The organism is Roseibium sp. TrichSKD4 (genome assembly GCF_000148725.1).
Lineage (GTDB): Bacteria > Pseudomonadota > Alphaproteobacteria > Rhizobiales > Stappiaceae > Roseibium.
This window is the reverse complement of the sequence record NZ_GL476320.1, coordinates 95631-112495: the sequence shown is the minus strand read 5'-3', so window position 1 is coordinate 112495 and position 16865 is coordinate 95631. Positions and strand designations below refer to the sequence as shown.

Annotated in this window: 17 protein-coding genes, 2 tRNA genes and 2 pseudogenes; 11 read left to right on the top strand and 10 right to left on the bottom strand. The window is 55.3% G+C overall.

Features of this window, described 5'->3' with window-relative positions; translation table 11 throughout:
- Nucleotides 1-14 precede the first annotated feature (14 nt).
- A complete protein-coding gene (locus TRICHSKD4_RS21080) occupies nucleotides 15-203 on the bottom strand; it encodes a hypothetical protein (protein ID WP_009468982.1) in 189 nt (62 codons plus the stop codon).
- Between the two features lie 200 nt (nucleotides 204-403).
- Between TRICHSKD4_RS21080 and TRICHSKD4_RS21075 the strand changes: the two genes are divergently transcribed.
- Both TRICHSKD4_RS21075 and TRICHSKD4_RS21070 read left to right on the top strand, forming a co-directional pair.
- Nucleotides 404-880, top strand: coding sequence for a YbaK/EbsC family protein (locus TRICHSKD4_RS21075; RefSeq protein WP_009468981.1), 477 nt, complete (start codon nucleotides 404-406; stop codon nucleotides 878-880).
- A 26-nt stretch (nucleotides 881-906) separates the two neighbouring features.
- Nucleotides 907-1455, top strand: coding sequence for an RNA 2'-phosphotransferase (locus TRICHSKD4_RS21070; RefSeq protein ID WP_009468980.1), 549 nt, complete (start codon nucleotides 907-909; stop codon nucleotides 1453-1455).
- 27 nt (nucleotides 1456-1482) lie between these two features.
- Here TRICHSKD4_RS21070 and TRICHSKD4_RS21065 read toward each other — a convergent pair.
- Nucleotides 1483-2493, bottom strand: a pseudogene (locus TRICHSKD4_RS21065) (GDP-mannose 4,6-dehydratase).
- A 276-nt stretch (nucleotides 2494-2769) separates the two neighbouring features.
- Here TRICHSKD4_RS21065 and TRICHSKD4_RS30360 point away from each other — a divergent pair.
- Both TRICHSKD4_RS30360 and TRICHSKD4_RS28505 read left to right on the top strand, forming a co-directional pair.
- A complete protein-coding gene (locus tag TRICHSKD4_RS30360) occupies nucleotides 2770-3018 on the top strand; it encodes a hypothetical protein (protein ID WP_139052244.1) in 249 nt (82 codons plus the stop codon).
- A gap of 266 nt (nucleotides 3019-3284) precedes the next feature.
- Nucleotides 3285-3746 (top strand): imm11 family protein, encoded by a 462-nt coding sequence (locus tag TRICHSKD4_RS28505; protein ID WP_009468976.1) that lies wholly within the window; start codon nucleotides 3285-3287, stop codon nucleotides 3744-3746.
- A 536-nt stretch (nucleotides 3747-4282) separates the two neighbouring features.
- Here the strand turns inward: TRICHSKD4_RS28505 and cysN are convergent.
- From cysN to TRICHSKD4_RS32430, 4 genes are all read right to left on the bottom strand, one after another.
- Complete coding sequence (gene cysN / locus TRICHSKD4_RS21050; RefSeq protein ID WP_009468974.1) at nucleotides 4283-6220, bottom strand: sulfate adenylyltransferase subunit CysN; 1938 nt, start codon at nucleotides 6218-6220, stop codon at nucleotides 4283-4285.
- Between the two features lie 3 nt (nucleotides 6221-6223).
- Nucleotides 6224-7138 (bottom strand): sulfate adenylyltransferase subunit CysD, encoded by a 915-nt coding sequence (gene cysD / locus TRICHSKD4_RS21045; protein ID WP_009468973.1) that lies wholly within the window; start codon nucleotides 7136-7138, stop codon nucleotides 6224-6226.
- 82 nt (nucleotides 7139-7220) lie between these two features.
- A complete protein-coding gene (cysQ, locus tag TRICHSKD4_RS21040; protein ID WP_009468972.1) occupies nucleotides 7221-8078 on the bottom strand; it encodes a 3'(2'),5'-bisphosphate nucleotidase CysQ in 858 nt (285 codons plus the stop codon).
- Between the two features lie 269 nt (nucleotides 8079-8347).
- Nucleotides 8348-8578: a hypothetical protein gene (locus tag TRICHSKD4_RS32430; RefSeq protein WP_009465503.1), complete on the bottom strand. Its 231-nt coding sequence runs from the start codon at nucleotides 8576-8578 to the stop codon at nucleotides 8348-8350.
- Between TRICHSKD4_RS32430 and TRICHSKD4_RS21035 the strand changes: the two genes are divergently transcribed.
- The 5 genes from TRICHSKD4_RS21035 to TRICHSKD4_RS28500 all read left to right on the top strand — a co-directional run bounded on the left by TRICHSKD4_RS21035 (nucleotide 8556) and on the right by TRICHSKD4_RS28500 (nucleotide 11888).
- A complete protein-coding gene (locus TRICHSKD4_RS21035; protein ID WP_009465502.1) occupies nucleotides 8556-8825 on the top strand; it encodes a hypothetical protein in 270 nt (89 codons plus the stop codon). The genes TRICHSKD4_RS32430 and TRICHSKD4_RS21035 overlap by 23 nt on opposite strands.
- Entirely contained in the window at nucleotides 8822-9169 is a 348-nt protein-coding gene (tnpB, locus tag TRICHSKD4_RS21030; RefSeq protein WP_009465831.1) for an IS66 family insertion sequence element accessory protein TnpB, read from the top strand. The genes TRICHSKD4_RS21035 and tnpB overlap by 4 nt, the downstream gene beginning before the upstream one ends.
- Before the next feature lie 69 nt (nucleotides 9170-9238).
- Complete coding sequence (locus tag TRICHSKD4_RS21025; RefSeq protein ID WP_009465942.1) at nucleotides 9239-10765, top strand: IS66 family transposase; 1527 nt, start codon at nucleotides 9239-9241, stop codon at nucleotides 10763-10765.
- Nucleotides 10766-10852: 87 nt separating this feature from the next.
- Nucleotides 10853-11287 carry a DUF983 domain-containing protein gene (locus TRICHSKD4_RS21020; RefSeq protein ID WP_009468971.1) on the top strand — a complete coding sequence of 145 codons (435 nt, stop codon included), beginning with the start codon at nucleotides 10853-10855 and terminating at the stop codon, nucleotides 11285-11287.
- A 142-nt stretch (nucleotides 11288-11429) separates the two neighbouring features.
- Nucleotides 11430-11888 carry a PilZ domain-containing protein gene (locus TRICHSKD4_RS28500; protein ID WP_009468970.1) on the top strand — a complete coding sequence of 153 codons (459 nt, stop codon included), beginning with the start codon at nucleotides 11430-11432 and terminating at the stop codon, nucleotides 11886-11888.
- Between the two features lie 189 nt (nucleotides 11889-12077).
- Here the strand turns inward: TRICHSKD4_RS28500 and TRICHSKD4_RS21010 are convergent.
- A tRNA-Gln gene (locus tag TRICHSKD4_RS21010) sits at nucleotides 12078-12152 on the bottom strand.
- Nucleotides 12153-12580: 428 nt separating this feature from the next.
- Here TRICHSKD4_RS21010 and TRICHSKD4_RS21005 point away from each other — a divergent pair.
- Nucleotides 12581-12657: transfer RNA gene (locus TRICHSKD4_RS21005), tRNA-Pro, on the top strand.
- A 204-nt stretch (nucleotides 12658-12861) separates the two neighbouring features.
- Here TRICHSKD4_RS21005 and TRICHSKD4_RS21000 read toward each other — a convergent pair.
- Complete coding sequence (locus tag TRICHSKD4_RS21000) at nucleotides 12862-13308, bottom strand: hypothetical protein (protein ID WP_009468968.1); 447 nt, start codon at nucleotides 13306-13308, stop codon at nucleotides 12862-12864.
- 326 nt (nucleotides 13309-13634) lie between these two features.
- Here TRICHSKD4_RS21000 and TRICHSKD4_RS31790 point away from each other — a divergent pair, with 326 nt between their 5' ends.
- On the top strand, nucleotides 13635-15053 hold the full coding sequence (locus tag TRICHSKD4_RS31790) for a hypothetical protein (RefSeq protein ID WP_009468967.1): 1419 nt from the start codon (nucleotides 13635-13637) through the stop codon (nucleotides 15051-15053).
- A gap of 14 nt (nucleotides 15054-15067) precedes the next feature.
- On the opposite strand, the pseudogene TRICHSKD4_RS31785 reads toward TRICHSKD4_RS31790, so the two are convergent.
- Nucleotides 15068-15235 (bottom strand): annotated as a pseudogene (locus TRICHSKD4_RS31785) (DUF2783 domain-containing protein); the annotation flags it as partial.
- A gap of 1 nt (nucleotide 15236) precedes the next feature.
- Nucleotides 15237-16847, bottom strand: a complete 1611-nt coding sequence (locus tag TRICHSKD4_RS20990; protein ID WP_009468966.1) for an FAD-dependent oxidoreductase — start codon at nucleotides 16845-16847, stop codon at nucleotides 15237-15239.
- Nucleotides 16848-16865 lie beyond the last annotated feature (18 nt).

Sequence of the window (16865 nt, the reverse complement as noted above, 5' to 3'; positions counted from 1 at the left end):
GATGTGATGGATCTCTAGCCAGAAAAAGCGGTTGCCACCAGCCAGTACAAGGCATAGCCGCTCAAGCCAACAGAGCCCCAAAACAAACCGTTTTTGGCAATCAGGAATGTCAAGCCGCTCGCATCTTCCGCACGCGCTGCCGCTCCTGTCGCAACCTGTTGTTGCTCAGCAGATCTGTGAGTAAATGTCGCTGCCTTGGGCATAGAGAAGCCTTGCTATTTAGATAACAACATAGCCAGTGTGCCTTTGGATACATTAAGGTCTGGTAAAGATTTTAGGGAAGAGTTTTTTCCGAGAAAGTCAGGATTTTCTGCTTTTTTCGGCCAATCCGGCCTTTTATTGCAATCTCTATCCTGATTATTTCAATGGTACCCTTTTTGATTGCAGGAAACTGGAACAATTTATGAGCCTTGAAAGTGTGCGCCGTCATCTGAACGAAGTTGCCCCGGACCTTGAAATACTCGAAACCGAAGCCAGCAGCGCGACCGTAGACCTCGCCGCTGCTGCTCATGGTGTGCTACCGGCCCAAATTGCCAAAACGCTTTCCATTCGCCTGAAGGATGAGGTCTTCCTGCTGGTCACACGCGGTGATGCACGGCTCGACAACAAAAAGGCCAAGGCAGCCTTTGGGGGCAAGATTAAAATGCTGGGTCTGGACGAAGTGGAACAAATCACATCGCATCCGGTGGGCGGCGTTTGTCCCTTTGGCCTGCCAAGCCCGATGAAAATCTATTGCGACACGTCCCTTAAAGCCTTTGACGTTGTCATACCTGCTGCAGGTGCTACCAATGCCGCTGTGCGGATTACACCTGATCGGATGGCGGATATCACGGAAGCAACGTGGGTGGATGTCTGTCAAGGACCGACACCACAAACCTAATAATAAGCATAACCACCAAAAGAAAAATGACAACTACAGACAAATTAAAAGAAATCAGTAAGTTCCTGAGCTATGTGCTCCGCCATAAACCTGAGGCCATTGGACTATCCATGGATGAAGCAGGCTGGGTAGCGATTGACGAAATCCTAGAAAAGGCAAATAGGCCCATTTCACGGGAACTGATCGAACAGATCGTTGCCGAAAACGACAAGCAACGCTTTGCCATATCGTCAGACGGTCGGCAGCTCCGTGCAAATCAGGGACACTCTGTTAGCGTTGATCTTAAGCTGAAACCGAAAGAACCACCCGCCGAGTTGTTCCATGGCACGGCATCGCGCTTTCTGGACAGCATCTTTGAAAAGGGACTTGTTCCCGGCACCCGGCAGCATGTGCATCTCTCTGCCAATGTCGAGACTGCCCTGAAAGTGGGTCAGCGCCATGGCAAGCCGGTGATTCTCGCCGTTCCTGCACTGGAAATGCACCAGAGTGGGCACTTCTTTTTCCTGTCCGAAAACGGTGTCTGGCTTACACACGCCGTGCCCGCAAACAAGCTGGTGCTTCACGATAACAATTAGGCGGCACGCAGCATCGAACGGCGCTGCCTAAACGTCGTAATACTCCCGGTACCAAGCGACAAATTTGGCAACACCTTCCTCGACGCTGGTTTTTGGCTTGTAGCCGGTGAGTTTTTGCAGCAGAGACGCATCAGCCCAGGTGGCGGGAACATCTCCGGGCTGCATGTCCATCATGTTCTTCTCAGCTTTTTTGCCGAGCGCGGTTTCAATTGCTTAAATGAAACGGGTCAGTTGAACACACTCGGAATTGCCGATATTAACCACCCGCCACGGCGCAACAGGCGACAGGCTGTCGCCCTCTTCCACCACGCCGTCTTCCGGGCGAACCGGCACGGCATCAATGAGCCCCCTGATCCCTTCCACCAGATCCTCGACATAGGTGAAGTCGCGCTTCATGTCACCGTGATTGTAAACGTCGATGGGCTTGTTTTCGAGGATCGCCTTAGTGAACTTTATAGGAGCCATGTCCGGACGTCCCCACGGGCCATAAACGGTGAAAAAGCGGAACATGGTGACCGGCAAACCAAACAGATACGCGTAGGAATGCGCCATATTTTCCGTGGCTTTCTTGGTCGCCGCGTAAAACGACATCTGGTGATCCGCTTTGTCCGTTTCACGATAAGGCATATGCGTGTTGGCACCGAATACGGACGATGTCGACGCCATGAGCAGATGCTCCGGCGGATGCGTACGGGCCGCTTCCAGTATCTCGAACGTACCGCAAATATTGCTTTCCAGATAGGCGCGCGGATTGTCGATGGAATAGCGAACGCCCGCCTGAGCCGCCAGATGAACCACCACATCCGGTGTTTCACTTGCGAACAGCTCCATCATCAGACCAGGTTTCTCGATGAAATCGTTGATGGCCCGAAAATGCTCGTTCTGCAGCAGCCTCTGCTGACGGCGCTCCTTCAGCTTCACGTCATAATAATCGGTCATCGCATCCACGCCGATGACCCGAAAACCATCATCCAAGAGCCTTTGGCACAGAAATGATCCGATAAAACCAGCCGATCCGGTGACGAGCGCCGTTTTCATGAAGCAGGATTCCAATTTGAAAATATGCGGGAAGCTTTAGCGGGGGCACCGGTCAGCTTCAAGTCATGGGTTGGAACAATTACGGAAAAGCTGCTGGTGAGGGGTTTAGTTGCGATGGGAGAGGGCCTGAGTGAGGGGGGAAATGTCGGGGTTTACGGCAAGATCGCATCCCCTCACCCGCCGCTGCGCGTCGACCTCTCCCCATGGGAGAGGTGTAGGAGCAGAGCCTCACACAATCCTCCGACACCCGAAGGCTCCGTTTGGGCATATTTAACAGTGCCCGGATACGGTCCCGGTCCGTTGCATGTTCAAAATGATTTCAAACGCGCTGAACGCCTGGTGTCGGGTCAGCTTGATCAGCGTGAGGAGATGAAAATGTCAGAAGACGTTGTGTATACTTTTGGCTTCAGGGATGAAGCTCCGCATATTATCGACTCGACGATTATGGATGGCGATGTCGACAAAATCGAGTACGTCGATACGACCCGTGATAAGGGTCTGAACTCTAGGGTCAGGACCCATTAATTTGATTGGAATGGCGTAACAAAAAGCCATGAGCTGCAAGGAAAAGCGCGACGAGCGGACTTCTTGTCCGGTTGAGCGGTTTGACGCAGCAGGTCGAAGCTGTTTTTACGTCCCTGCGGGATAGGGTGAATTTGGCCGGCAACGTCGTTGCAAATCTTTGAAAACCGGACGGTTTCCTTCAGCCTTGCGCCTCGTATCCGAACAAATTCATCCCTACCATTCCATCCAAATTAATGGGTCCTGACCCTAGATTTGAAACAGGCAGAATGTATGCGGGTCGCGCGGTCAAGCCGCAACACATCCCGACAAAAGTTCAGTGGTCCAGCAAGCGTTATTTGCCACCTGATATCTTTCAAAGTGCTGGCCTGATCTTTGTGTCCGATGCGTTCAAGGACATCATCGAGCGTCATGAACCGGGCGTGCATCAGTTCTTTCCCGTTGAAGTGGCGTTCAAGGACGGGTCCTTTGCGCGGCGGATGTATTTCTTCAACATTTGCAACCGCTTGGACACGATGGATCGGGAAAGAGCAACCGCCGAACTAATCAAAGAAATAGCCTTTGAACCACGAACAGGCACCTTCGTATTCAGCCGCGCGAAAATAGGCTCCGCTCATGCCTGGGTTGATAAGCATGTCCACTACGGACAGTTTTTTTCCAGCCAGGTCGTGGATGACTTCAAGCGCGCCGGATTAACCGGCCTTGTTGTTCAACCCTATGCAGCATTGTGAAACTTAAAGAGGTCTTCTTTGTTCTTCCTCGGCCTTGTGCCGAGGATCTACCCAAGTTCGCAATGCGGTAGATGGTCGGGTCAGGCCCGACCAAGACGACGGTGGCGATATGGTTCCACTCCCTCTCCCATTGGGAGAGGGCCGGGGTGAGGGACTGAAATGTCGAGGTTTACTGCGCCAACGCCTCCCCTCACCCGCCGCGGCGCGTCGACCTCTCCCCATGGGAGAGGTGTAGGGACACAAAGTGTCCCGCGATAAAGCCTTACAATGGAAGAAGTCGCCCTACCGAATTGTAATGAAGGCTTGAAGGCACTTGTACTGCCACTTGCGCCGTCCCGCACTTGATGCGGGACCTTATTGGGGCTGGTCGAAGCTGACAAATGAGGTCCCGGCTCGCGCTGCGCTTGGCCGGGACGGCAGTGGAGAGAAACTGGTTCGAAGTGACTGGCCTCCACCAGAAGCGAAGGTTTAAGGCCGGAAAAAACAAAAAGGGGCAGCTGGTGCCGCCCTTTTTCGTCTGTCTGTGACCGTCGTGATCAGATGTAATCACCGTGGGAGACGAAGTTGGAATTCGTCAGAAGGCCCTTTTGCTCCAGAAGGTCCAGAACCTTCTGGGCAGCGACTTCCGGATCACCGGTGTTTTCGATGCGAAGTTCCGGGTTTTCCGGGGCTTCATAAGGGCTGTCGATCCCGGTGAAGTTCGTGATCTCGCCGCGATCTGCCTTGGCGTAGAGCCCTTTCGGGTCGCGCTTGCGGCATTCGTCGACGGGTGTGTCGACGAAGATCTCGATGAACTCGCCATCGTCCAGCATGTCACGCACCAGCTGGCGCTCGGCCTTGAAGGGCGAGATGAAGGAGACCAGCGTGATGAGACCGGCATCCGTCATCAGCTTGGCGACTTCGCCTACGCGGCGGATGTTTTCCACCCGGTCGGCATCGGTGAAACCAAGGTCCTTGTTGAGGCCATGGCGGACATTGTCGCCGTCCAGCGTGTAGGTGTGGCGGCCTTCCAGATGGAGTTTCTTCTCCACGATGGAGGCAATGGTTGACTTGCCCGAACCGGAAAGGCCCGTGAACCAAAGAACAACCGGCTTCTGGCCGAGTTTTTCCGCCCGAGCGGCCTTGTTCACGTCCAGCGCTTGCCAGTGAATATTTGTGGCGCGGCGCAGCGCAAACCAGACCATCCCTGCGCCAACCGTGGCGTTGGTCATGCGGTCCACCAGGATGAAGGCACCGGTCGTGCGGTTGGCTTCATACGGATCAAAGGCAATCGGCGACGCGGTGGTGAGATTGCAGAAGGCGATCTCGTTCAGGTCCAGCGTCTTGCCCGCGGTATGCTCGAACGTGTTGACGTTGATCTTGTGTTTGATCTCGCTCACCGTCGCATTGACGGTCTTGGTGCCGATCTTCAGCAGATAAGACCGACCGGGCAGCAGAGCATCGTCCGACATCCAGATAAGATGGGCTGCTAGCTGGTCTGCCACATCCGGGCGGGCTGTCGGATCTGCCAAAAGATCGCCGCGCGAGATGTCGACCTCGTCCTCAAGCGTGAGAGTGACCGCATCCCCTGCCCGTGCAGCCTCCACCTCGCCCAGCGGAGAGATGATCTTTTCCACACGAGAGGTTTTGGCGGGACCGGCTACGACGATCTCGTCGCCGACCTTCACCCGACCACTGGCCACCGTTCCCGAATAGCCGCGGAAATCGAGGTTTGGACGGTTCACCCACTGGACGGGAAAGCGGAACGGGGCTTCCAGTTCATGCTCGCCCACCTGAACGGCTTCCAGATGCTCCAGCAGCGTTGGGCCAGCAAACCACGGCATTTTCTCGCTTTTGCCCGTCACGTTGTCGCCATAGCGGGCGGACATGGGGATTGCCTGCAGGGTCTCAAAATCAAAGCCGGCGGCAAACTGTTCAAACTCGGCCTTGATGGCGTTGAAACGCTGTTCAGAAAAATCCACCAGGTCGATCTTGTTCACCGCCAGAACCACATGGCGAATGCCAAGCAGCGAGGCAATGAAGGCGTGGCGGCGCGTCTGGACCATCAGGCCATTGCGGGCATCGACCAGCAGGACGGCCAGATCAGCGGTGGACGCACCGGTTGCCATATTGCGGGTGTATTGCTCGTGGCCCGGCGTGTCAGCGACGATGAACTTGCGCTTGTCAGTGGTAAAGAACCGGTAGGCAACATCAATCGTGATGCCCTGCTCGCGCTCGGCTTCCAGACCGTCCACTAGAAGGGCAAGGTCGATATCCTCGCCCACCGTGCCATGACGGCGTGAATCCTTTTCCAGCGCTGCCAGCTGATCCTCAAAGATCAGCTTGGTGTCATAGAGCAGACGCCCGATCAGGGTCGACTTGCCGTCATCCACGGAGCCGCAGGTCAAAAAGCGCAGCTGGTCCTTTTGCTCCTGGGCAGCAACATACTCAGTGACCGCCTCTTCGGCGGAATAGAAATCTTCAGCAACGGACATGATCTAAAAATACCCTTCGCGCTTTTTCTTTTCCATGGAGGCACTTTCGTCCTGGTCGATGAGACGGCCCTGACGTTCGGATGTGCGGGCAATCAACATCTCGCGGACAATGGCTTCCAGTGTGTCGGCATTGGATTCAATCGCACCGGTCAGCGGGTAGCAGCCGAGTGTGCGGAAGCGGATCATCTTCTCTTCGACGGTCTCGCCGGGTTTGATCTCCATGCGCTCGTCATCGACCATGATCAGCATGCCGTCGCGGTTCACCACCGGACGCTTGGCGGCAAAATAGAGCGGCACCATCGGGATGTTCTCCGTCAGGATGTATTGCCAGATGTCGAGCTCGGTCCAATTGGAGAGAGGAAACGCGCGGATGCTCTCGCCCTTGGAAACGCGGGCGTTGTAGAGATTCCACAGTTCCGGGCGCTGGTTCTTCGGGTCCCAGCCGTGAGACCCATTGCGGAAGGAGAACACGCGCTCCTTGGCACGGGACTTTTCCTCGTCGCGCCGCGCGCCGCCAAAGGCCGCATCAAAGCCGTATTTGTCGAGCGCCTGTTTAAGCGCTTCCGTTTTCATCACATGGGTGTGGAGGGACGAGCCGTGAGAGAACGGACCGATGCCCTTTTCCAAACCTTCCGGATTGGTGTGAACCAGCAGCTCCAGACCAAGGCGCTTGGCGGTCTCATCACGGAAGGTGATCATGTCCCGGAATTTCCAGGTCGTGTCGACGTGGAGCAGCGGGAATGGCGGCTTTGAAGGGTAAAATGCCTTCATGGCAAGATGCAACATCACGCCGCTGTCCTTGCCGATGGAATACAGCATCACCGGGTTGCGGAACTCGGCCGCAACTTCGCGGATGATGTGAATGCTCTCGGCTTCAAGACGCCGCAAATTGCTCAGGCGATCCTCTGGGAGGGTCATGTCAGATGCCTCGTTTGGTCAATACTTCTCCGTCGCGGGCGGCAAGGCCCACGGCAGGTTAAAGTTCTCGGGTGTTAGATGGTCAGGTCAGCTGGTTCAGGATCCCCGGATCTCCAACTGCGATAAATTCAGAGTTTAGAAGGTCAGATTTGCTCGCTTTGTCGGGCACTTGATAGAGAAGTGGTGAGGCTGTGGCTTGCCGCACCACCTTGCCACCAGCTGCTCTCAAGACCGCGTCTCCCGCGGCTATGTCCCACTGCATCGTTGGCCCCATGCGGGGGTAGACGTCCGCCTTTCCAGCAGCGAGCCAACAGAGTTTCAGAGAAGAGCCCACACAGGTTCTCTCGCCGATGTTCAACTTGCCAATGAAAGCTTCCGTTGCTTCACACATGTGCGAGCGACTGGCGAGCAGCGTCAGATTGTCCTTATCAGCGCCCCGCACCGAAATCGGCGTGACGCTGGTGACGTTCCCATTTTCTACCTTTGCAAAGAATGCACCTGCGGACAGGGTCTCGGAAGTTACAGCGCCGCCCCAATATATCTCGCCGAGTGCCGGGGCAAAAACAATGCCGAAGACCGGAACACCATCATCAATCAGGGCAATGTTGACTGTAAACTCGCCATTGCGCTTGATGAACTCCCGCGTTCCATCCAGCGGATCGACGAGAAAGTAGCGCTTATCACATTCTGGGAGATGACCGGCCTCGACGGCTTCTTCGGCAACAATTGGAGTTTCAGGAAACTGCGCTGCCAAGCCAGCCTGAATGATGTCTTCCGCCGCTTGATCCGCAACGGTGACAGGCGATCCGTCCGTCTTGTTTTCCACCTCACACCCCGCCTTATACACCTCCATGATCGCCGCCCCGGCCTTGAGTGTCAGCTCAAGCAGGTTTGCGATTTCAGGGCGCTCTCGCCGAAGGGCTTCAAAGGTCAATGACATCTGTGCTCCAGAACGCCAGATCAGACGTTGCGGGGTTCATTTCGTTTCTCCGCGCATCATTTCAGAAGCGTTTGCGAAAACAAGAAATATCGTTCCATCAGAAAAGCAGAACGTAGAATGGCATTGTTATTTGCCGCTCGATCCAAATTATGCGGAAATCAGCCGTGCTTTTTCTCTCAAACGATAAATTGATGCAGGTGTCTGATGGTTGCAGCCAATGTGTCGCAATGACAAAGCCCTGCCGCGAGCTTACTGATGATTCGGTTTTTTCATTCGTGAGCGTTCGGTATTCCCGCTCTGACGGGGAGCGCAGTGGGGTGATAATGTCCATTTTCGTTAATGGACATTGTGAGGCACATTTTGGGTACGAAGAAGGGCAGCAAGAAGCGGTTTTGGTCGGATGACGAGAAGCGGTCGATCTGTTTGCAGGCCAGAGTGCCGGGGGTTTCGGTTGCGCAGGTTGCGCGCCGCTCTGCGATGAATGCGAACCTGATCCACAACTGGCTGCGTGATGAGCGGTTTGCGCCAGAAGACAGCGATTGCGTCCTTGATGGAGCGGCGTTTCTACCAGTGGAGATAGAGGGCCCGCAGGCCGCACCAGGCCACCAGATCGCGGCGCTTGCCTCGGATATGCCGTTGTCGGCTCAGCGGGTTGATATCACGCTGTCGGACGGGCGGCGGGTATTGGTGGAAGGGACGACGGCGCTGCCGACGGTGCTGGCTTTGGTTGAAGGTCTAATGCCGTGATCCCCGTGCCGTCCAACGCGCGGGTTTGGCTGGCTGCCGGGGTGACGGACATGCGGCGCGGGTTCAACACTTTGGCGGCTCAGGCGGAGAAGGTTCTGGAGCTTGATCCCTATTCTGGACATCTGTTTGTGTTCCGGGGACGGCGCGGTGATCTGCTGAAGATCATCTGGTGGGATCGACAGGGCGCATGCCTGTTCAGCAAGCGCCTTGAGAAGGGCCGGTTTGTTTGGCCTGCTGCGAAGGACGGTAAGGTCAGCGTGACGCCCGCGCAATTGTCGATGTTGCTTGAAGGCATAGACTGGCGGATGCCGCAAAAAACATGGCGGCCCCTGAGCGTCGGATAGGCCAATATATTGGCGTTTGCGCGCCTCTCGGGATTCAACTTACGCCCTTGATCTGATATAAGATCGAAGATGCTGAAGGACCTTGATATCACCCCGGAGGACCCCGCCGAATTGAGGGCGGTGAACCGCCTTCTGGCCGACGAGGTCAAGGCTCTGAGCCTCAAGGTCGAGCAGCTTCAACACCAGTTGCACGGGGCCAATCGGCATCGGTTCGGCTCCAAGTCTGAGGGTCTGGATCAGCTCAATCTCGATCTGCTCGAGGACGCCGAGATTGTTGAGGCCGCTGAAGACCAGGCAAAACAGCCCGCCCCGTCGCAGGAGGGAGTTGATCCAAAGCCGAAGCGCAAACACAGCCGCAAGCCCTTGCCGGATCATCTGGATCGGGAAGACGAGGAGCTCTCTCCCGGTGATGAATGCGGTCGTTGTGGTGGCAACTTGCGCACCCTGGGTGAGGATGTCACCGAAGAGTTGGAATACGTGCCGGGACGCTTCAAGGTGAAGCGGATCATCCGGCCCCGCAAAGCCTGTTCATGGTGCGAGGCGATTGTGCAAGCGCCGCTGCCATCGCGCCCCATTGAGCGTGGGCGGCCCGGACCGGGATTGTTGGCCCATGTTCTGGTAAGCAAATATGCCGATCATTTACCCCTCTATCGCCTGAGCCAGATCTTTGCCCGTGAAGGCGTCGATCTGGACCGCTCGACCATGGCCGACTGGGTTGGTCGCTCGACGGCCCTGCTGGAACCTCTTGCCGATGCCATCGGACGGATGGTGCGGCAAGGACCTGCGCTTTTTGCCGACGATACGCCCATCAAAATGCTGGCCCCCGGCAACAAGAAGACCAAAACGGCGCGGGTCTGGACCTATGTGCGGGATGAGCGTGCCTGGTCTGGCCAATCGCCACCCTGTGCATGGTATCAGTTCACGGTGGATCGCAAAGGAGAGCATCCCGTTGCTCATTTGTCGGGATACAAGGGCTGGGTCCATGCGGATGGATATTCCGGGTTCAACGGTGTGTTCGGTGACGACAAAGCCGATGAGATGGCCTGCATGGCGCATGTACGACGCAAGTTCGTGGATGTCTTCTCCTCGCAGGGCAGCGCCATTGCCGAAGAAGTCATCCGCCGGATTGCTGAGCTTTACGCTATCGAGAAAGAGATCAGGGGCATGCCCCCCGAAGACCGCGCTACCATCCGGCAGGCTAGGGCAAAACCGATCTTTGACGCCTTGGAAGAATGGTTGCAGACGCAATTGCCCAAAATCTCGGGAAAGTCACCACTCGCGCAGGCCATCCGCTATGCCTTGGGCCGAATGCCGAAAGCACGCCCATACCTTGAGCTCGGCCATCTGGAATTGGATAACAACACCGCCGAGCGCGCCGTTAAACCCGTCGCCATCGGACGCAAAAATTGGATGTTCTCAGGCTCCCAAGGCGGCGGCAAAGCCATGGCTATCGCTTATACCCTGATCGAAACGGCCAAGCTCAACGGTGTTGACCCTCAGGCCTGGCTGACCTGGGTCCTCGGTCAAGTCGCCGACCACAAAATCACACGCCTCGACGAACTTCTGCCCTGGCGTTACGCTGCTCAGGCAGCGTAACAGGCCGCATCGGTGTCGCGCCAGAGCGCCTTCGCCGGACGGTCACTTTCATTAAAGCCCTATCACTTTTGAAACAGGCAATCTCTTATGTGTGCATCCAATTCGACCAATCAGCAAGACAATTGGCCCGCTATTCCTCCCTATAAGACTGGCCCCAGAGGTCGCTGCCCTCGGTGCGGGGAAGGAAAACTGTTCAACGGCTTTCTGACCATGCGGTCCTCTTGCGACAATTGCGGGCTGGACTATTCGTTTGCAGACCCTGCGGACGGGCCTGCGTTCTTTGTCATTTGCTTTGGCTGCGTGCCGAGCTTTGCCATGGCCATGTGGATAGAGCTTGCCTATCAGGCGCCCTACTGGGTGCACCTGTTCACCAGCCTGCCCTTTTTGCTTCTGACTTGCATTCCTCCTTTGCGTCCACTGAAGGGATGGATGGTTGCAAGCGAATATTTTTACAAAGCGGGGGAAGGTAAAATTGACAATGAAGGCAAATTCGAAAACGTGAAACTAGATGAAATACCCTGATTTTACTTGATCAGATCAATCATTCGTCAATCATAGTTTTGTTAGAGACAGATTGTATAAAATTTTAGGGATCAAATTAATCTAATTTCAACCACCCTCGGCTACTGTGAAATCCGAAGTTTACAAACTCAGAGACCAAGCAATGGCTTTGACAGACGACATCAATACAGCGGCGGCCGCAGAAGAGTTGCCCGAGCGTGCTCCGCGTAAGCGAGTGCTAAAAAAAGGTAAGATCCTTTTTGACGGCGGCACACGCAGCTACCCGGTTATGATCCGAAACATTTCGGAGACCGGGGCGCGCATCCAGTTTACTGATCCGCAGCCCGTTCCGCAGGAGTTCGATCTGCAAGTAGAACTCGATAACTTCCGCGTCCCTTGCCGTCGGGTCTGGGATGAAGGTCTGCTTCATGGTGTGGAATTCACTGGTGCCCGGGAACAACTTGGCGAAGAAATGACCCAAGCTCTTCAGCCGTCTGATGCTCTTCGCCAAGAAGCGCTTCGCAAAACAGCAGCCGTACAGCCTGTCCCGGATACGCCGAGGTCACAGCCAACACATGCGCATCGACCGGCCAGACCGGGATTCGGGCGCCGCGGCGGTTGAGCCAAGTTGCCGTCTGACGATGTTTCTAATGCCGGAGCCCAACACGCTTCGGCATTTTTCATTTTTGAGCTTGTTTTGGATAAAACCTGCTTCTGTCGGGCTTCATTCGCACCGACCACAGGATTCCAAGAAACCGGTGCAAGCTAGAGTAGCTCACCGAATGTTCTATCTATTAATTGTTGAGAAGGTTGGCTGGGGTGGAAGGATTCGAACCTTCGCATGGCGGTACCAAAAACCGCTGCCTTACCGCTTGGCTACACCCCAAGGCCGTGGAGACGCTGTATAACGATGGCCGATGCGATGTGCAACCCTTCTCTGAGGTCTTTTTTCATCATTCCCCCTCGTTTTCACCAAGCAGTTAATGCGTCATTGAAAACCCGGGGGAACCAGCCATTTGAGAGCTGTGGCTAAACAAGAGGTCTCTGTTAAAACATCGCTTTTTGAGCTGGCCATGCATTCGCAACGGCTCATCCAACAAACACGACGGCGCTCACTCTCCTTCCCCTCATTTGGAGACGCTCCACCCTTTCGAGCAGTTCACTCAGGGTGTTTTTTCACGACCAAGTTTTTCACCGCCCTTCGCTCCAATTCTCTTGCAGTAGGAAAAAAGCGATGGTATCTACCCGGTCCATCGGCGGAGACCCAGTCCTCGCCTGCAGGCTCTGTTTCATACAAACCTGTGATCAGGAAGTCGGAGTGTAGCGCAGCCTGGTAGCGCACCTCGTTCGGGACGAGGGGGTCGGAGGTTCGAATCCTCTCACTCCGACCATTTTTCTAGCGGACATTAATTGGTCTTGCAGCAGTAAACGGGCGGACGCCAAACCTCGTCGCGTGCGCACCGTCTCAACGCTCTCAGTCTCCATCAACACCGAAGCGAATTTCAAATCGTTATTGCCGAAACGGAACGGTTTGAGCACCTGATGAGTACGACCATGCAAGGCGCTCAAACGATCCCAGATTGGCTGGACCTGACCTAGAACACTTCCTGGATGTGGATTTCCCGCCCACGGAACTCGCAGGTTTCACCAGCAACCTTACCTTCAATGGCTGTATAAATCGGGGCAGAGGGGGAAACACCAACAAAGGAATGTCCCTGGCAGGTGAACTCGTTGGTGGAAACGCCAATTACAATGAAACGGTCGCCAAAGCGCACAGCAGCCCCCGGTTCGACTTCTGTTTTTGGGCCAAAGTCCAAGCTCTTCAGCGCTTCAATCTTGGCCTCAGCCTTGTGCTCCAAATCATCAAACGCATGCGCCAATTCAGCGGCACTTTCGGCTTGTGCCTGCTGGCCTTTCTCCACGGTCTCAGATCGGTCGAGGCGCGCTTCGGCGAGAAACCGCTCGTATGATTCATGTGCTTGTGCAAGTTCAGCTTCGGTGAGAGCCAACATGGTTTCACGCAAGTGCGACTTGTCGATCATATCATTTCCTTTCGTCACCTATAGTTCGACCTTAAAGAAAGATACCTCTCCGGCCCGTCATCAACTGTATTTGGACCAGTTAACTCATTTGTAAAACTGAGAAAACAGGAAAGCGTCGTATTCAATTTATTGTCAGGCAGACGTTTATTTTCAGGAGCACTTCCCGGCCGAACTATCGTCTCAACGGCAAGAACACGGAGATTACGCACACAACGTTTTCTTGCGATCAACGACTGAAATCTTTGCCGGACAAGCCGATGGTTAATCGCTTTTTCACCAAGTCGGCTTACGGTCTGCGCCACAATCGGAAATTGATTTTTTAAGCGATGTTCAAGATAGCTTCTGTTCCAACCGTTTCAGCGTTTTTGCTTCATGACGGCGTTTCGCAATTGCCCTCAAAGAGCATACGGTCACTTGTGGCCGAGGAGCTGGCAAAGCTGCACAACGACACCCCTTTGTTCACTCAGGAAGAAGACACAAACTCTTCGATCAAATTTGTTCTGAACAACAGTCGCTTCAAGGTAGAACCGGACCAGCCCCCAATGGCGATTGATCCGCTTTTGGAAAAGCTCGCAGCCTTTCCCGATCAATCTGTTTTTCCGGACGCTCAGAAGGTTCTTGGATCACATATCAGCGTGACACGCCTGACCTTTTCCAAGGGCTTGTTTGATATCGAGCCATCACCTTTGGCCAATCGGGCGCAGTGTTTTTCCGATCTTTCAGAACTGGAACAAGCCATGCGTCTTGTGGCGCATGTGGCTGCGATCCTGGCCTATGCATCGCCTACAGCTGCTGTCTACTGGCCGCTGAGCGGGTACGTGCTTCCAACAGATGCCTTTGCAGAGCTGGCGGGACACGAAAACATCCTGTTTCTCAACACCTGTCCGACATTGCGAACACCAAGACCGCGTCGTGACAGGAAAGTCGAAACGGCACTGGATCTGGTTGGATCAGAGAATTTCATCGGCCACCGCGTCCGACATGTTTCCCTTCAGGATACACCCGGCAACATGACTGGCCGGTGCATGCAGTATCTAGCCGCCTGCCTTGAGCAGCAGGAGCTTGTCTTATCCTTGTCGGATGCTGGCCTTGCCGCGCAAAACGAGTTTAATGTTGTCATTAGTGAAGAGCGCATCGGCAGCCAAAAACTGCAAGTCGCCTTGCTGGAAGACAAACGCGATCAAATGCGGGCTCCAGCAAATACGCCGATGAGTGAGCCAATTCCGAGTCCGGTTTTTGAACCAAAACTCGAGAGTGTTTCCGAGCCGCCAAACCCCGAAACCCCGGCCCCTTCCCCTCCACCTTCTGATCCGCACCCGAGTGCGAAGCCTTCTGAAGACCCAATGTCCGATGCGTTCGCTGACGAGTTAGGTTACGTCCCGCCTTCTGAAACCGCTGTCGGTTCGCAGGCGGCCCAGGATCTTGCATCTGGAATGGAAGAAAACGCAGTTTCAGAGCCTCAGCCCCAGTTGATCCCTGAAGAGGTTTCAGATGAGGGATTTGAGGCCGACGACCATGCTCAATCCATCGAACACGAAGTCGAGGTGAGCCAGAACATTCTTGCGCCCGCCTCGCAACCTATCCGTTTTGAGAAAGCGGATATGGCGGAACTTCGGGCTTTCGCCCAGATGAGTTCGCAGCGTGAGGAAGAACCAGAACCGACCCTGCCTTTTGGTGCAGATCGCATTCTGGAACGGCTGAAAAATGTCCTGCCCTTTGGGCGGAAAACCGGTGAGCCTTTTTGAAACGCTGCCGCCTTCAGGCACTCGCGCAACACCTCATTGTCGCCGATCTGGTTGGCGAGAACGAGGATCAGCCGCGCGTTGAGGGCGTCGCTTTCTGCCTTGGATAGCCCTTCATGGGCGGCCAGAAGGTCGGCGTAGAAATCGTCCGGGCGGGCAAGGTTCGGTTTCAGATTTGCGCTCATCTCAAAGCTCCTTGCCAATGGTCTGGCCCAGCGCCTTGACAACGCCTGCCTCATTAAATGTGGTCCAGCGGGCTGCGACATGCTGGTCGGGACGGATCAGGTAGACGGCCCCGTCTTCTTCTCCCAGATACCGGTCTTTCAGGAACGGGCTAACATCATCCCCTTTTAGGGTGAGGCCACGCAGCGCCAGACCATGGGCGGAGAGGTTTTCCGGCACATCGCGATTGAGGCCAAGGACAACAAAATCACCGCCGAGCTTGTGCAGCAGCCAGTCCTCACTCATCGGGCAGTCTGCTGCCGGGGAACCCGGGCGGGTTCGTGGAGGCAAGCCTGCCGCGTCCGCACCGTTTAACCGTGAGCCGTCATAGGTTGCAGGCAGCGACAGGCGACCGGAATTGACCAAGGGCCGTGCAAATTCATGGTGTTCAGCAAGATCCAAAACCGCGTCCCGGAAGATACGGCTTTGCTCGGACTTTGGCGTGATAAAATCGGTGGAACGGCTCGAATTCAGGATGTTCTCGTCGGCGGCATACACCCGCTCTTCGTCATAGGTATCGAGCAGGCTCTCCGGGGCCAGACCGTCCATCACCAGCTTCAGTTTCCAGATGAGATTGTCCGTGTCCTGAAAGCCGGAGTTTGCACCGCGGGCCCCAAAGGGTGAGACCTGATGCGCGCTGTCACCAGCAAAGATCACCCGGCCATGGCGGAACTTTTCCATCCGGCGGCACTGGAAGGTGTAGATCGACACCCATTCCAGATCGAATTCGACGTCGTTACCCAGCATCTGCTTCAGGCGCGGGATGACGTTTTCCGGCTTCTTTTCTTCTTCCTTGTCAATGTCCCATCCCAGCTGCAGATCAATGCGCCAGACGCCGTCCGGTTGCTTGTGGAGCAACGCCGACTGCCCCTTGTTAAAGGGTGGATCGAACCAGAACCAACGCTCGGTCGGGAAATCCGCCTTCATGATCACATCGGCAATCAGGAAGTTGTCTTCAAAGACGCGGCCGACGAAATCTAGACCCAACATCTTGCGCGTTGGCGAGGCAGCACCATCACAGGCAATCAGCCAGTCAGCTTCCAGATCATAGGGTCCATCCGGTGTTTCAACACTCACGCGGCTGTGGTCGTCTTTCGCCTCAACAGCGGTGACTTTTGATCCGCCACGGATTTCGATCTGCTTGCCTTCGGCCTGCAGTGCGCGAATGCGTTCGACCAGATAGAGCTCGCAGTAGTATTGCTGGAGGTTGATGAAGGCGGGGCGCTTGTGGCCGTCTTCAGGCAGAAGATTGAAGTCATAGACTTTGCGGTCGCCGAAGAACACCTTGCCGAGGTTCCACAAAACCCCCTTGTTCACATAGTCTTCGCCAGCCCCAAGGCGATCGAGAATTTCAAGGCTGCGCTTGGCAAAGCAGATGGCGCGTGACCCCCAGGACACCTTGTCGTTTTCATCCAGAATGACGACCGGAACATCGTGCTGCGCCAGATCAATGGCCGCCGCCAGACCAACCGGCCCCGCGCCAATCACCACCGCCGGATGACGCACCGGGCTCTCGGCCTTTTGGTCGGCAGACAGCTGATACGGATAAAGCGGTGTTTCGAAGAGTTTGGTCACAACAATCCTCCCAAGGGC

Excerpts from the sequence above, each read along its gene's own strand:
- cysQ (WP_009468972.1), bottom strand. The coding sequence starts at position 8,078 with ATGTCATTGACCTTTGAAGCCCTTCGGCGAGAGCGCCCTGAAATCGCA.
- TRICHSKD4_RS28500 (WP_009468970.1), top strand. The coding sequence starts at position 11,430 with ATGGCTTTGACAGACGACATCAATACAGCGGCGGCCGCAGAAGAGTTG.
- cysD (WP_009468973.1), bottom strand. The coding sequence starts at position 7,138 with ATGACCCTCCCAGAGGATCGCCTGAGCAATTTGCGGCGTCTTGAAGCC.
- TRICHSKD4_RS31790 (WP_009468967.1), top strand. The coding sequence starts at position 13,635 with ATGTTCAAGATAGCTTCTGTTCCAACCGTTTCAGCGTTTTTGCTTCAT.
- TRICHSKD4_RS21075 (WP_009468981.1), top strand. The coding sequence starts at position 404 with ATGAGCCTTGAAAGTGTGCGCCGTCATCTGAACGAAGTTGCCCCGGAC.
- TRICHSKD4_RS21080 (WP_009468982.1), bottom strand. The coding sequence starts at position 203 with ATGCCCAAGGCAGCGACATTTACTCACAGATCTGCTGAGCAACAACAG.
- TRICHSKD4_RS28505 (WP_009468976.1), top strand. The coding sequence starts at position 3,285 with ATGTATGCGGGTCGCGCGGTCAAGCCGCAACACATCCCGACAAAAGTT.
- TRICHSKD4_RS21035 (WP_009465502.1), top strand. The coding sequence starts at position 8,556 with ATGAATGCGAACCTGATCCACAACTGGCTGCGTGATGAGCGGTTTGCG.
- TRICHSKD4_RS21020 (WP_009468971.1), top strand. The coding sequence starts at position 10,853 with ATGTGTGCATCCAATTCGACCAATCAGCAAGACAATTGGCCCGCTATT.
- TRICHSKD4_RS21000 (WP_009468968.1), bottom strand. The coding sequence starts at position 13,308 with ATGATCGACAAGTCGCACTTGCGTGAAACCATGTTGGCTCTCACCGAA.
- TRICHSKD4_RS21070 (WP_009468980.1), top strand. The coding sequence starts at position 907 with ATGACAACTACAGACAAATTAAAAGAAATCAGTAAGTTCCTGAGCTAT.
- TRICHSKD4_RS21025 (WP_009465942.1), top strand. The coding sequence starts at position 9,239 with ATGCTGAAGGACCTTGATATCACCCCGGAGGACCCCGCCGAATTGAGG.
- cysN (WP_009468974.1), bottom strand. The coding sequence starts at position 6,220 with ATGTCCGTTGCTGAAGATTTCTATTCCGCCGAAGAGGCGGTCACTGAG.